General features: G+C 44.9%; 11 protein-coding genes. 7 read left to right on the forward strand and 4 right to left on the reverse strand.

Annotated elements, in window-relative coordinates; genetic code table 11:
• Positions 1-3: 3 nt before the first annotated feature.
• The gene (locus KHS38_RS02735) at positions 4-1293 is read right to left on the reverse strand and encodes a TolC family protein (protein WP_249665257.1); all 1290 of its coding nucleotides are present in this window, start codon (positions 1291-1293) and stop codon (positions 4-6) included.
• A 145-nt stretch (positions 1294-1438) separates the two neighbouring features.
• Here KHS38_RS02735 and KHS38_RS02740 point away from each other — a divergent pair, with 145 nt between their 5' ends.
• On the forward strand, positions 1439-2251 hold the full coding sequence (locus tag KHS38_RS02740) for a helix-turn-helix domain-containing protein (protein ID WP_213486819.1): 813 nt from the start codon (positions 1439-1441) through the stop codon (positions 2249-2251).
• A 65-nt stretch (positions 2252-2316) separates the two neighbouring features.
• Here the strand turns inward: KHS38_RS02740 and glgB are convergent, their stop codons facing one another.
• The 3 genes from glgB to KHS38_RS02755 are packed head-to-tail and all read right to left on the reverse strand — an operon-like array spanning position 2317 to position 9580.
• The gene (glgB, locus tag KHS38_RS02745; protein ID WP_213486820.1) at positions 2317-4275 is read right to left on the reverse strand and encodes a 1,4-alpha-glucan branching protein GlgB; all 1959 of its coding nucleotides are present in this window, start codon (positions 4273-4275) and stop codon (positions 2317-2319) included.
• 7 nt (positions 4276-4282) lie between these two features.
• Positions 4283-7624 carry a maltose alpha-D-glucosyltransferase gene (gene treS / locus KHS38_RS02750; RefSeq protein ID WP_213486824.1) on the reverse strand — a complete coding sequence of 1114 codons (3342 nt, stop codon included), beginning with the start codon at positions 7622-7624 and terminating at the stop codon, positions 4283-4285.
• Between the two features lie 3 nt (positions 7625-7627).
• A complete protein-coding gene (locus tag KHS38_RS02755; RefSeq protein WP_213486825.1) occupies positions 7628-9580 on the reverse strand; it encodes an alpha-1,4-glucan--maltose-1-phosphate maltosyltransferase in 1953 nt (650 codons plus the stop codon).
• A 248-nt stretch (positions 9581-9828) separates the two neighbouring features.
• Between KHS38_RS02755 and KHS38_RS02760 the strand changes: the two genes are divergently transcribed.
• From KHS38_RS02760 to KHS38_RS02785, 6 genes are all read left to right on the forward strand, one after another.
• Positions 9829-10680, forward strand: coding sequence for an SDR family NAD(P)-dependent oxidoreductase (locus KHS38_RS02760; protein WP_213486826.1), 852 nt, complete (start codon positions 9829-9831; stop codon positions 10678-10680).
• Positions 10670-10918, forward strand: a complete 249-nt coding sequence (locus tag KHS38_RS02765; RefSeq protein WP_213486827.1) for an Atu4866 domain-containing protein — start codon at positions 10670-10672, stop codon at positions 10916-10918. Before KHS38_RS02760 ends, KHS38_RS02765 begins: the two co-directional genes overlap by 11 nt.
• Before the next feature lie 38 nt (positions 10919-10956).
• Positions 10957-11166, forward strand: a complete 210-nt coding sequence (locus KHS38_RS02770) for a hypothetical protein (protein ID WP_213486829.1) — start codon at positions 10957-10959, stop codon at positions 11164-11166.
• Between the two features lie 71 nt (positions 11167-11237).
• A complete protein-coding gene (locus KHS38_RS02775; protein ID WP_213486831.1) occupies positions 11238-12137 on the forward strand; it encodes a helix-turn-helix domain-containing protein in 900 nt (299 codons plus the stop codon).
• Between the two features lie 219 nt (positions 12138-12356).
• Entirely contained in the window at positions 12357-13547 is a 1191-nt protein-coding gene (locus KHS38_RS02780) for a PAS domain-containing sensor histidine kinase (RefSeq protein ID WP_213486832.1), read from the forward strand.
• Complete coding sequence (locus KHS38_RS02785; RefSeq protein ID WP_213486834.1) at positions 13544-14596, forward strand: response regulator; 1053 nt, start codon at positions 13544-13546, stop codon at positions 14594-14596. The genes KHS38_RS02780 and KHS38_RS02785 overlap by 4 nt, the downstream gene beginning before the upstream one ends.
• Positions 14597-14628 lie beyond the last annotated feature (32 nt).

Consider the following 14628-nt stretch of genomic DNA (forward strand, 5'->3'; position numbering starts at 1 on the left):
AAATTAAAGGTTGCCTATAACTTTTTGTAATTGATAATATTGCATTTGCGCCGCTATTTTTGCAGCAGCCAAATCAAATTGCGTTTGCAGCACTTCGGTATTCGATTGCAGCAAATCGGTAACGAGTGAGAGTTGATTGAAATAAGTATTGTTTACAATACGGGCATTTTCGGATGCTTGGCGTATGTTGGTTTGTGCTACCGTAATACGATCAAGCGCTTCCTTATAGCGCAGATAGGCCTCATTCACCTGCTGCCTGATGGCATCTTCTGTATCCTTATGTTCCAGCTCCTGCTTTTCGTATTCCAATTCAGACGCTTTTACTTTGTGCTTGTTATGATAAAAAGCTGAGATGGGAAAGCTGGCCCGCACGCCTGTCATCCCCAAGCCGTACAAGGTACCCTCGTACGGATAAAATTGTATTTGCGGATATGTATAAGCGTAATTGGCAAACAAGCCCAGCTTAGGCGACACGTTGGCCTTCACATCCTTTAGTTGCAAACGGCGCAACTCGGTTTCCTGCGCAGATACCTTGCTTTGATGCGAATTACGCTCCGCCTGTAACAGATAATCTTCATAGGATTGCAAAGTTAAAGCTGTGCTATCTTTTTGTGTTAAAGGCGTAACCAAGGTCTGATCTGGCTGACCGATCAGGATGTTGAGCTTTTGATTGGCAATGGCTATATCGTTTTCAATTTGCTCCAGTGTAAGTTTTTGCCTGGATAGCTGCAATTCGGCACGTAAGGCGTCACTTTTTAACACCACGCCGTTTTTTTGCAATACGCGTATACGGTCGAGCTGCTTCTGCTGCTCAGCAATATTAGCCTGCATCAGGCCCTTGAAAGTCATGGCGCGGCGTAGTTCCAAAAAATATTGCGCTGCACGAAATTTGATTTCTGATACGGTTAGCTTTTTCTGCTCTTCGCGCAGGCGGCGTACCGTTTCCTGCTCCTCAATTTTAAGATTGGTTTTGTTACCGTTATAAATATTCAGATAAGCATCACCGCCAACCCGGTAATAAGTATGCAGCACCGGAAACTGCGACGGGCTATTAAGCAAGCCGTTTTTATATAAAGCCAGGTTACTTACATAGGCGTACTCACCGGTTGCGTTAATTTCGGGCAGGCGTTCTGCTTTGGCATCCTTAATATCTTCTTCGCTGCTGCGAACGCTCAGCTGCTGCATTTGTATGCTTTTATTGTACTGCTCGGCCCGGTTCCAAATCTCTTGCAGGGTAAGCTGTACCGGTGCCCCCGCGGCTGGCTGCTGCTGCGCCCGGGCTGCCGTAACCATACCGGCCGTGGCTAATATGATTAATATATATTTAAGTGAATAATACATAAAAAATAATGCACAAAATTACCATTATAGGCTGTGTGTAATTTTATTTAACTTGCCGAAAATTTGATGATTCCGGCCAAGGCATTATCAGCTGAATATGAAAGAAGAGAGCCTAAAACTTATAGATAAACACCCTGATTCGGTATATGTTCTGCACGAAAAAGTAGAAAGGAAGTTTTCGGTACACAGCCATAAAAAGGGGCAACTTACTTATGTACAGGGCGGTATTACTTATGTACATATGGAAGAAAAAACATATGTGATACCATCCAGGCACTATATATGGATACCTTCAAACCTTAAACACTGGCTGCAAGTGGGGCACTCGGCTACTGCTATTCGAAACCTATACTTTTATAGTATGGATGACGAGAGCAACCCATTCTATACCCGTATGGGTATTTATCCGGTAAATACGCTGTTGTATGAAATGATTGTGTTCACGGAGCAATGGAATGGCGATATCAAACCAAATGACAAAGCCTTTGCCTTTGTGGCAGCTATAAAAAATATATTGCCTTTACTGGGTGATAAAAATCTGCCTATCGTTTTACCTACAACAACCAACGAAAGGATAAGACCGGTATTGTTATACCTGCGCGACCATGCCGCATTGCCCTTATCCCTGCAAAGCGTAAGTGAAAAATTTGGTTTTAGTGAGCGCACACTATCACGGTTGTTCCAGTCAACCCTGAGTATTTCCTTTTTACAATATTTGAAGCAGTTGCGCATGGTTAAAGCGGTGGAAATGATGCTACAATCAGACATGACCTTGAGTCAGATTGCATTTGCTACGGGATATAATAGCCTTTCTGCTTTCAGCAACACATTTTATCAGCTTACACAAATGCGGCCATCGGAATTTGAGCAGGCGGTAATAGCTTCACCGAAACCGCGCCCGGTGAAATAACAGTTATTAAATGAGTATAATAAAAGAGAAGGTCCTTACCGTTTGGCAAGGACCTTCTCTTTTTGTTAATCAAAATCCCTCATGTACTTTAACACCACCAGCCCTAAAGGTGGCAGGGTTAAGGATACAGAATGCGTTTTGCCATGCATCGGAATTGGATAGGCTTCGATATCTGAACCATTCAGTACATCGCTACCACCGTATTTAAGATCGTCTGAATTGAGCACCTCGGTGTAGTAACCCATTTGCGGCACACCAATACGGTAATTCTCGCGAACAACAGGTGTGAAGTTGCCAATAAACAGCAGTTTTTCATCATCGCTATTTCCTTTACGTATCCAGGAAATAACACTGTTGGTACTATCACTTACATCTATCCATTCAAAACCCTCGGGTGAAAAATTCTGCTCGTATAATGCCGGATAGTTCTGAGAGAGCTTATTCAGATCAGTGAGCAGCTTTTGAATACCCTTATGGTCGGGCTGGTCGCTTTCGTGCCAGTCCAAACTATAATCGTGCTGCCACTCATGGTGCTGGGCAAATTCGCCACCCATAAATATCATTTTGGCACCGGGGTGGCCAAACATGTAGCTGTACAGCAACCGCAAATTGGCAAACTGCTGCCAGCGGTCGCCGGGCATTTTGTCGATCAGGGAATGTTTACCGTAAACAATCTCATCATGAGAAAGTGGTAGTACAAACTTTTCGGTAAAGGCATATACCAGGCTAAAGGTTAACTGCCCGTGATGATACCCCCTATAGATAGGCGGATTGGCAAAATAATCGAGCGTATCATGCATCCATCCCATCATCCATTTCATATCAAAACCCAAGCCACCGGCATTGGAAGGTGCGGTTACACCCGGCCAGGCGGTCGACTCCTCGGCTACGGTAAAAGCATCCGGGTGATGCGTGTGTACGGCATCGTTAAATTCTTTCAAGAAGCTGATCGCTTCCAGGTTCTCACGGCCGCCATACTCGTTCGGGATCCACTCTCCTTCTTTACGCGAATAATCGAGATATAACATAGAAGCTACAGCATCGACACGCAAACCATCAATGTGGTATTTATCGAGCCAGTAAAGCGCATTCGAAATTAAAAATGCCCTTACTTCGTTACGGCAGAAGTTAAAAATCAAGCTTTTCCAATCAGGATGAAAACCCTTGCGTGGGTCTGCATACTCATACAAATGCGTACCATCAAAGTATCCCAGGCCATGCTCATCGGTAGGAAAATGCGAGGGAACCCAGTCGAGTATTACCCCTATCCCAGCCTGATGAAGCTGATCAACCAGGTACATAAAATCCTGCGGCGTGCCGAAACGGCTGGATGGTGCAAAATACCCGGTAAGCTGGTATCCCCATGAACCGTAAAACGGATGCTCCATTACGGGCATAAACTCTACGTGAGTAAAACCCATTTCTTTACAGTAACCGGTTAAATCAGCTGCCAGTTCGCGGTAGGTCATAAAACGGCTCTCGCCATTTTCTATAACCCGTCGCCAGGAACCAACGTGCATTTCATAGATTGAAATTGGCTTTTTAAGCGGACTTACCTTCTGGCGGTCGTTCATCCAGTTTTGGTCGGCCCAGGTATAGTTTAAGTCGGCAGTAAAGGTTGCAGTCTGCGGTGCCTCTTCCCAACGGTAAGCATAAGGGTCACCCTTTTCTACTTGGTACCCATTTTGGCCTTCGATAAAATACTTATACACTTCGCCACCTGCAACGTTTGGAATAAAAGCTTCCCAAATACCGGAATGGTCCCAGCGCACACTAAGCGGGTGGCTTTGCCGTTGCCAGCCATTGAAGTTTCCAATTACAGATACATAGCTGGCATTGGGTGCCCAAACAGCAAAGTAAGTGCCTTGCTGCCCGTGGTGCTCTACCTGGTGTGCGCCCAGTTTGTTATACAAGCGGTAATGCTTACCGGCCTTAAAAAGTTCAATATCAAAATCTGAAAACAGGGAGAACCACGGTGTGGTCTCCTGCGATTGTGCGGTATCTGCTATTTCGTGTGCTTCCATATGTTGATTATTGAGCTTTCTCTACTCTGTTTTTCATTACAATTGATTTGATACCGCGTATTGGCACCACCACCCATGCCGGGCGGTTGTTCAGCTCATAATTAAGCTCGTAAACCGCTTTTTGCAGCAGGAAGGTTTGCAGCAGTATTTCCAGATCTTCGGTACTTTTCGGCACAAAAGATGAATCCTTCACCGTTTCGAGGTATGACTGCATAAAGAATCCTGACATGTAATGGTACCATTGCTCCACGTGCGGAATCAGTTTTTCAATATCTTCCACACGTATCTGGTTATCCAGGAACAAGCTGCCGTAAGCCGCATAATGGAACGAACGAATCATACCCGCCACATCGCGCAGTGGTGAATATTTTAAACGGCGTTCGCTGTAGCTGCGTGCCGGCTCGCCTTCAAAATCCAGAATCTGGAAGTCTTTTCCGGTGAACAATACCTGCCCCAAATGATAGTCGCCGTGGATACGGATCTTGGTTACATCGATCTTACGGCTGTATATCTTTTTAAGGATGCTTAAGATCTCATCCTTCATGCCCAGAATTTCCTCTGCTTCTTTCCGTACTTCGTCTGGAAGCTTTTTAATCGTCCGGTTCAAAGTTTGGAATGCTACCCGTACCAGCGATTGTAATGATGAGAACAACGAGCGTTGGTAGTGAAGTGAATAATCCTCGGGCTTAAAGGCCGGATTTTCATGTTCGGAACCTAATGCCAGGTGCATTTCGCCGGTACGCTCGCCTAACAGGCGTACCAGTTCGGCTACCGTTGCATCCAGTTTTTCTTTAACGCCTTCAGGAACCTGCTCATAAGCTACCGGCTCGGTTAAGCTGCCAATCAGGGCGGTTGATACTACATTATCCGTATCGGTTGATGACAAAAGGTTATCGTTAAAATCATCCAGACGGCTTAGCATATACTCCCAACCATCACTGTTGGCTTTAACCATTTCCTGCATCATGCCCAGTACCATAGTTTGGTTACCAAACTGCCACTCAATGGCACCAACAAAGCCCGGTGTGTTTTGGAAACCAGCTTCCCTGGTCAGGAACTGGCTAATCTCCATATCGGGATTAATGGCGCGGTCAACCTTACGGTAAAGCTTCAGATAATAAGCGCCATCGTAAGTGATGGATGTATTACTTTGCTCTGCCGAAAGCATTTTAACTTTCGTATCCGGATTTTCGGCAAGGTGGGTTTTAAGCTCACGGTTGCCGGTAAACACCAATTCGCTATTGATTTGCGGTACACTGTGGTGATGCGCCATGTTGTTGATAATAGCCTGTTGAAAATCCAGACCATAAATAGCATCGTACAATATACCATCAACCCCTTCAAGCTTAACCTGGGCTATTACCGACTGCGGGCAACCTTCCTGCAACTTGCTGGCCTGCTCGTTCGTAGCAAATGCAACAGGCAACTGGTACATATCCGGTAAACCGTCGCGGTAAGTAACTTCAAGCAGTAAAATGTAGGCGCTATTTTCTTGCAGCGGTACTTTTGCAAAATCAACCACGCGCACAGTTTCCATACCACGGGCCTTGCCGCCAAACCAGCGCAGGCGCATCATATAATCCGGTAAAATGTCGTTACCTAATTGCTCAACTACATCCCGGCTTAACAGGTCTCTCCAGCGCGAAAGCTCAATGGTACGCAGACGCTGCTCGTTTTCCATGTCGGTTTGTACATTTTCGAGCACGAATATCTGGCTGCCATACCCACCTAAGCTGATGAAATAAGGTGCATCCTCTTTTACTGCAGGGAAACGGTTGCGGCTTTGAATCTCAACAGGCACGTAACCTTTGAAAGCATTCAAATCCAACTCTACCGGCTGGGTGAAGCGCGAAAGATTAACCACGATTAACATGGTCTGATCTTCGTAAGTACGTGTAAACGATAATACTTTCGAGTTTTCGCTCTGAATGAACTTCATGTCGCCACGGCTAAATGCCTTGTACTTTTTACGGGTAGCGATGATCCGTTTCATCCACCACAGCAGCGAAGAGGTGTTGCGCGATTGCAGTTCAACGTTTACCGATTCATAATGAAACTGCGGATCCAGGATCAACGGTAAATACAAACGCTGCGGATTGGCTTGCGAGAAACCGGCATTTCGGCCCGAGTCCCACTGCATAGGCGTGCGCACACCGTCGCGGTCGCCCAGGTAAAAGTTATCGCCCATACCTATCTCATCGCCGTAATACAGCACAGGCGTACCAGGAAGCGAGAACAGCAATATATTCAGTAATTCTATTTTACGACGGTTGTTTTCCAGCAATGGCGCCAAGCGGTGACGAATGCCCAGGTTAATCCTTGCCTTTGGATCTTTTACATATACTTTATACATGTAATCGCGTTCCTCATCGGTCACCATTTCAAGCGTCAGCTCATCGTGGTTACGCAAAAACATTGCCCATTGGCAGGTTGCGGGAATTTCGGGCGTCTGGTCAAAAATATCGGTGATCGGATATTTATCCTCCATTTGCAATGCCATGAACATACGCGGCATTACCGGGAAGTGATAGTTCATCTGGCACTCATCGCCATCGCCAAAGTATGCGGCCGAATCTTCGGGCCACATGTTGGCCTCGGCCAGCAATAAGGTTCCGGGATAGTTCTCGTCCACATACTTACGCAGTTTTTTCAAATAGTCGTGCGTTTCGGGCAGGTTTTCGCAGTTGGTACCGTCGCGCTCAAACAGGTAAGGTACAGCATCCAGTCGGAAACCATCCACACCCATTTTTAACCAGTAATCTAAAATCTTGAATACTTCCTGTTGTACCAGCGGATTATCATAATTTAAATCAGGCTGGTGATGGAAAAAGCGGTGCCAGTAATATTGTTTTGCAACCGGATCCCAAGTCCAGTTAGAGAGCTCATAATCCTGAAAGATAATACGGGCATCTTTGAACTGGGTAGGGTCATCGGTCCACACATAATAGTTTCGCTTATCTGACCCCTTCGGTGCTTTACGCGCACGCTGAAACCAGGGATGCTGATCGGAGGTGTGGTTGATAACCAGCTCGGTAATTACTTTAAGGCCGCGTTTGTGTGCCTCTTTCATAAAGGCTTTAAACTGGCGTATGTCACCATATGATGGGTTGATGTTGTAATAATCGGCAATATCGTACCCGTCATCTTTTAAAGGCGACGGATAAAAAGGCAACAGCCAGATAGCCGTCACACCCAAATCCTGCAGGTAATCCAGCTTTTCCATCAGGCCCTTAAAATCGCCTATACCATCGCAGTTACCATCAGCAAAGGCTTTGATATGGAGCTCGTAAATAACGGCATCCTTATACCAGTGTAATTTATCGTCTATTTGATTTATATCTTGAGGCATGGTTTATAATTGTTTTTCTACTTTAAAAATGTGTGCAGGCATTTGATAAGGGTTCAGTTCCACATAGTTAAACTCTCCCCAACGGTATTTGCTGCCGCTTAATAAATCTTTTACCACATAGGTGTCGGCATAATCCAGTCCGAGCTTTGGCATTGGTACTTTTACCTGTGCCGCCTGGGTATTAAAAAAATCGAGGTTTACAACCACAATGAGGCTGTTCCCTGTATCTTCATCAGTTTTTACATAACTGATGACTTGATCATTGGTAGTTTCTGCAAATTCGATATTCCAGGTTGATTGCAGTGCCGGGTTCTCTTTACGTATGCGGTTTACACGGGTAATGATCTCGCCTATGCGGGTGTAGGCGTTCCAATCCCAGTGCTTAATTTCATACTTTTCGTTATCAACGTATTCTTCTTTGGTGCCATGCGGCGTATTGATGCCAAACTCATACACCGGGCCATACAAGCCGTAGTTGGATGATAGCGTAGCCGCTAATATCAACCGGGTAATGTGCGCATTTTCGCCACCTTGTATCAACGCCGGCGGTAGGATGTCGGGCGTGTTAGGCCAAAAATTTGGTCGATAGAAATAGCGCATTTCGGTACGGGTTAGTTCCGTCATGTACTGCTCCAGCTCCTGTTTGGTATTGCGCCAGGTGAAATAGCTATACGATTGATTGAAGCCTGCCTTGCCCAAACGTTCCATTACGCGCGGACGGGTAAAGGCTTCGGCCAGGAAAATTACTTCAGGCGTTTTAGCTCGCACCTCGCCTATCATCCACTGCCAAAAGCGGAAAGCCTTGGTATGTGGGTTATCTATACGGAACACGCGAATACCGGCATCAACCCAATAGTCGATTACGCTCTTCAATTCCTGCCATAGGTTTTCCCAATCGTCAGTTTCGAAGTTGAACGGTAAAATATCTTCATATTTTTTGGGCGGATTCTCGGCATACTGTACCGTACCATCCGGCCGCCAAATGAACCACTGCGGGTTTGATTTTACGTACGGATGGTCGGGCGCGCACTGGTAAGCGACATCCATAGCTATCTCAATGCCACACTTTTCAGCTTCTTTAATCAGCGTCTTAAAATCATCCAGTGTGCCCAGTTCAGGATGAATAGCTTTGTGCCCCCCTAAACGGTTACCAATTGCCCACGGTGATCCCGGATCGCCGGGCTCGGTGGTTAAGGAGTTGTTACGGCCCTTTCGGTTCTTTTCACCAATAGGATGTATAGGCGGAAAATACAAGGTATCAAAACCCATTTTAGCCACACGCGGCAATAATCTAACTACATCATTGAAGGTACCGTGCTTACCCGGTTCGCTGGCAGTTGAGCGCGGAAACAGCTCGTACCAGGTACTGTAAGCCGCTTTTTTGCGCTCTACCTCTAAAGTAAATATTGTTGGATAAACGGTTACCAACTCGGGATGACGGTGCCTGTACATGATACTGGCTATCTCATCGCTCAAGGCAAGGGTAACGTTCTCTTCGGGGTTGGAGGTTTTGTTTAACTGATTGGCCCAGCCCTGCAGTTGCTTCTGGCTTTCGGGCATCGCTGCGGCGGCCTCCTTGAGCAGGTTTGCACCTATCTGCAACTCCACACCGATGTCCTGACCGGCAGCGTATTTCTTTTTCAGGCCTTTTTTCCAGTTGGTATAATGGTCTTCCCACCCTTCAATTCGAAACTCGTAAAAGCCCATCTTTTCGGCTTTGAAAGTTACTTGCCAATGGTCGTTCAGCATAAACTGCATGGGCAGCTCGGTCCATTGCTTATCGCTGCTGTGCTTAATAAAAGCACTGGCAGCAATTTCATCGTGCCCATCGCCAAATACGTCTGCCGATAAGGTTATGGTTTCATTAATCACTGCTTTTGCCGGAAACAGGCCCCCCTCTACACTCGGGGATACATTGGTAATGATAACGCGTCTGTTGCCACCTGGTTGAATCATTAACTTAGCTTTTATAAATAGTTAGTAAGGCTGAACAATTAATTGTGAAATAAGCACAAGGCATTTCGTAAAAGTTAACCACCGTATGGCTATAAAAGTTTAAACGAAGTGTAAATAAAGGAGCTGAATTATCTACCATCTACGCTCAAAACTTAGATTGTTTGAATTTTGCAAGTATCAGCTTGATATATGCAAACGGTGCCCCTACCCGTCAGGCTACCTTTGTATCAACAAAAAAGATAAGCATTATGAGTAACAACAAAGTTTGGTTAGTAACAGGAGCCTCAAAAGGTTTGGGCCTAACCCTCGTAAAACAATTATTAAATGAAGGCCACCAGGTAGCAGCCACCTCACGTAACCTGGATGATTTGAGTAAGGCGGTAAATTACACCGGCAACGAGTTTTTACCATTGGCTGTTGACCTGAAATCGGAAGAAAGCGTAGCAGAGGCAATCAAAAAAACGGTGGATTGGTTCGGGAAAATTGATGTAGTAGTTAACAATGCTGGCTATGGCCAGGCAGGCGGACTGGAAGAGTTAAGCGATGAAGAAGCCCGCGGCAACTTTGAAGTTAACGTTTTCGGCTCATTAAACATCATCCGCCACGCGTTGCCACATTTGCGCTCGCAAAAATCCGGGCATATATTTAATATAGCCTCAATTGGCGGCTTTACTGGTGCATTTCCTGCCTTTGGTATTTACTGTGCCACCAAGTTTGCAGTTGCCGGCTTTACAGAGTCATTAGCAACAGAAGTTGCGCCTTTCGGTATCAAAGCAACCGTGGTTTATCCGGGATATTTCCGTACTAATTTCCTCACTTCTGATTCTCTGGGCTTGCCTAAAAACCCAATAGCAGCTTACCAAAATGTGCGGGAAGTACAACAGGCGCATGAAAACGCTATTAATGGCAACCAGCCAGGAGACCCGGAAAAGGCCATACAGGTAATTATGCAAATGGCTGCAGAACCAGAAGCCCCGGTACACTTGTTTTTAGGTCAGGATGCTTATGATCTGGCTTACCAGAAAATGGAAGTCATTAAAAACGACCTGGAAAAATGGAAACCGGTGATTACTTCAACAGGGTTTGATCATGCCGGCTAATACAGATTACACCGGCATGTGGGTAACCAGCGATGGTTACATACGCCATGAACTTTTGCCCAACGGACGGTATGATGAGGCGCGAGGCAACCGCCAAAGCGCCTATCAGGGCCGTTACACCATAACGGGCAATCATATTGATTATATAGATGATACCGGCTTTACCGCCGATGGAGACTTTCGGGATGGTATACTTTACCACGCCGGGATGATCCTGTACCGGGATACCGGAGATTAGATACGAATAATTATAAACCTTTTACTCTTTCAAAACTTATGAAAACGTTATTCATTTGCATAAATGCCGGTTACCTGCCAGTACAGGCAAAAGTAATAAGTGGCAAATCATGTACAGGAACGGGCAACGCCCAATGGTACATTGAAGCAGATATAAAACCAGTATATGACAACGATAACATTCAGCCAATTGAGCCAAAGCTTGGTATGCCTGATGATTTTATGTACCACATGGCTATATCAGGCTGACTGAACTTTTTCAGAATTTTTAATGTAATTTTATCATACACCTGAGCATTTAATTTTAGCCGACACACACTATGGCAAACGCTGAAACCTTAGAAGAATTTTACCAAAGAAAATTCAACCATATTCCCGAAAACCTGGGTCAGGACATTGGCCATTTTAATGTTTTTGATATGGAAGATTGTCACCGGCATATTCAACAACCTATACAGTATGCCCGCCGCGACTTTTATAAAGTGAGCCTTATGAAAGGTGAATACGTATTCCATTATGCAGATAAAAGCATTAAGGTATCGGGCAACACGCTGATATTTTTTAACCCCAATGTGCCTTACACGGTCGAAACACTATCGGGCAGTAATGGCTACTTCTGCATATTTAAAGAGGCTTTTTTTACCGAAAATTTGCGCGGCAACATTAAAGACCTGCCTATGTTTGCCATTGGCAGCAAACCTGCATATATGCTTACTGATGAGCAATACCAGCGCATAGCACAAATATTTCTGAAGATGGTAGATGAAATCAACTCAGAGTACATCTTTAAATATGACCTTATCCGGAGCTATGTAACCGAGCTGATTCACTCCGCCCTGAAACTGCAACCGTCCGAATTGCTGCACCAGCATACGGATGCCAATGCACGCATTACATCAGTATTTTCAGAATTGCTGGAACGGCAATTTCCTATTGAATCAACCGCGCAGCAGTTTACGCTCCGCTCGGCTAAAGATTTTGCCGACAAGCTTGCCGTGCACGTAAACCACCTTAACCGTGCTATTAAAGAAACCACGGGCAAAACTACCACCCACCATATAGCCGAACGCCTGACCACCGAAGCTAAAGTGCTGCTTAAACGCACCAACTGGAATATATCCGAAATCAGCTATTGCCTGGGTTTCGAGGAACCATCACACTTTAACAACTTCTTTAAAAAGCATACCTCTTTTTCACCATCAGCTTACCGGGCGGCATAAGCCGCACCGGTAAGCTGATTTATTCGCTATAAATATCTATATAGCAATATCTTACACAGACTTAATCCACGTCAGGAACATATAAAGACAAGAGCCTTTTAAAAAATATCTGTATAAAATAAGTGATGCTTATCACTTATTTGTTTAATTCGCAACAACATTAATTAGTGTCTGTTGTCAGATATTTGTTTCATTATATTGCTTTATTATTCCTGAAGCATGGAAAATGCTGCTTTGTTAAATGCTATTATAGATAATGCCATCGACGGTATTATCACCATCAATGAAAGGGGTATCATGGAAACCATCAATCCCTCTGCCTGCAAACTTTTCGGCTATGAGCCGGATGAAGTGATAGGCAAAAATATCTCCATACTAATGCCTCCGCCCGACCAAATCCGGCACGATGAATACATTGAGCGTTACCAGCGTACGGGCCGCGCACATATTATTGGTATTGGTCGTGAGGTGCAGGGATTGCGCAAGGATGGCTCCGTGTTCCCATTCAGATTAGGCGTGAGCGAGGTGCAGTATTCGGGCCGTAAAATATATACCGGCTTTATACACGATTTGAGTCGCGAAAAAGAAGCCGAAGACCGCCTGAAAGAATATGCCGGTCAGTTGGAGGAACAGGTTGCTGAACGTACCCAATCCTTACGCGAAACAGTGGATGCGCTACAGCATGCAAAAGAAGAAGTAAGCCAGTCGCTCGAGAAAGAAAAGGAATTGAGCCAGCTTAAAAGCAGGTTCGTGTCCATGGCTTCACATGAATTCCGTACACCATTGAGCTCCATTCAATTATCGGCAGTTTTGATTGAGAAGTATGCACAGCAATTCCAGAGTGCTAACATTGCAAAGCATATTGGTAAAATCAAAAATTCGGTAGGCAATTTGACCGGTATCTTGAACGATTTCTTATCATTAGAAAGATTGGAAGCAGGCAAAACCGAAGCTGTGTTTACACAGTTCAACGTTGTAAAATTCGCTGAGGAGATTACAGAAGAAATGCAGCTGATTGCCAAGCAAAACCAGCACATTATTTATCAGCATACAGGCACGGCCAGTATGGTTACGCTCGATCAATCATTGCTAAAAAACTGTATCATCAACCTCATCAGCAACGCCATCAAATATTCGGGCGAGAACACCTTTATTGAGTTCAATACCGAACTAACGCCCGACAATCTGATCATTGTAGTTAAAGATAATGGCATTGGCATACCCGACAGTGATCAGAAACACCTGTTTGAGGCTTTTTTCAGAGCACATAACACCGGTAACATTCCGGGTACCGGCTTAGGTTTAAATATCGTAACCCGCTATGCCGGATTGATGAACGGTAACATTAAATTTGAAAGTAAAGTTAACCAGGGCACTTCATTCACTATATCATTTCCTATCACAGCATGAAAACTAAGATCCTGATTATTGAAGACAATAACGATATCCGCGAAAGCACAGCCGAAATTTTAGAATTAACCGGCTACGAGGTTAAAGAAGCCAGCAACGGTAAAATCGGTGTCGAAATAGCACAGCAATACAAGCCTGATTTAATCTTATGCGATATTATGATGCCCGAACTGGATGGTTATGGTGTTTTGTACCTACTCAACAAAAATCCCGAAACGGCGGCTATTCCATTTATATTCCTTACAGCTAAGGCAGAGCGTGTAGATTTTAGAAAAGGTATGGAAATGGGTGCAGATGACTATCTGACCAAACCTTTTGACGATATAGAACTGCTGAACGCTATTGAAAGCCGGCTGGGTAAAAAAGAAAAGCAACAAGCATTCTACAGCAAATCACTGCAAAACCTGGAAAGCCTGGCAGCCACTTCGGCTAACGGCATGGAGGAGTTAAAATCGTTAGTGGCAAGCAGAAAGATAAGGCAGATCAAGAAGAAGCAGATTTTGTATTATGATGGCGACCAGCCGCAGGGTATTTACCTGGTGCTGGAAGGTAGCATAAAAACCATTAAGCTGGCCGAAGATGGTCGTGAACTGATGACCGGCTTATTTAAAGCTGATGATTATTTAGGCGTTACAGCCCTGCTACTGGATGAAAACTTTAGTGAAACGGCCGAAGCAACCGAAGATTCATCGATATGCCTGCTACCTAAGGATAGCATTTTGAATTTAGTTAACCGCTACCCCGATGTGGGTAACCAGTTCATTAAAATATTATCCAACAATGTTCGCGAAAAAGAAGAGCAGCTGATGGAACTGGCTTACCATTCCGTGCGCAAGCGCCTGGCGCAAACGCTTATACGGCTAAGCAAACAATCGGCCGACCCTATGCAATATAAAGCATCTCGTGAGGAACTGGCATCGATGGCTGGCATAGCTACCGAGACGGTAAGCCGTACGCTAACCGATTTTAAAGACGAAGGCCTGATTGAGAAAAAAGGCAGCCATATACAAATTCTGGACATTAACCGGCTCATAAAAATGAAAAACTGACGAAGATCACTTTTTGCGCTGACTACCCTCAT

The organism is Mucilaginibacter sp. Bleaf8 (genome assembly GCF_018390515.1).
Lineage (GTDB): Bacteria > Bacteroidota > Bacteroidia > Sphingobacteriales > Sphingobacteriaceae > Mucilaginibacter.

What these genes read in the sequence shown, in the direction of transcription:
- KHS38_RS02735 (WP_249665257.1), bottom strand. Translation starts at nt 1,293, where the DNA reads ATGGTTACGGCAGCCCGGGCGCAGCAGCAGCCAGCCGCGGGGGCACCG.
- KHS38_RS02740 (WP_213486819.1), top strand. Translation starts at nt 1,439, where the DNA reads ATGAAAGAAGAGAGCCTAAAACTTATAGATAAACACCCTGATTCGGTA.
- glgB (WP_213486820.1), bottom strand. Translation starts at nt 4,275, where the DNA reads ATGGAAGCACACGAAATAGCAGATACCGCACAATCGCAGGAGACCACA.
- treS (WP_213486824.1), bottom strand. Translation starts at nt 7,624, where the DNA reads ATGCCTCAAGATATAAATCAAATAGACGATAAATTACACTGGTATAAG.
- KHS38_RS02755 (WP_213486825.1), bottom strand. Translation starts at nt 9,580, where the DNA reads ATGATTCAACCAGGTGGCAACAGACGCGTTATCATTACCAATGTATCC.
- KHS38_RS02760 (WP_213486826.1), top strand. Translation starts at nt 9,829, where the DNA reads ATGAGTAACAACAAAGTTTGGTTAGTAACAGGAGCCTCAAAAGGTTTG.
- KHS38_RS02765 (WP_213486827.1), top strand. Translation starts at nt 10,670, where the DNA reads ATGCCGGCTAATACAGATTACACCGGCATGTGGGTAACCAGCGATGGT.
- KHS38_RS02770 (WP_213486829.1), top strand. Translation starts at nt 10,957, where the DNA reads ATGAAAACGTTATTCATTTGCATAAATGCCGGTTACCTGCCAGTACAG.
- KHS38_RS02775 (WP_213486831.1), top strand. Translation starts at nt 11,238, where the DNA reads ATGGCAAACGCTGAAACCTTAGAAGAATTTTACCAAAGAAAATTCAAC.
- KHS38_RS02780 (WP_213486832.1), top strand. Translation starts at nt 12,357, where the DNA reads ATGGAAAATGCTGCTTTGTTAAATGCTATTATAGATAATGCCATCGAC.
- KHS38_RS02785 (WP_213486834.1), top strand. Translation starts at nt 13,544, where the DNA reads ATGAAAACTAAGATCCTGATTATTGAAGACAATAACGATATCCGCGAA.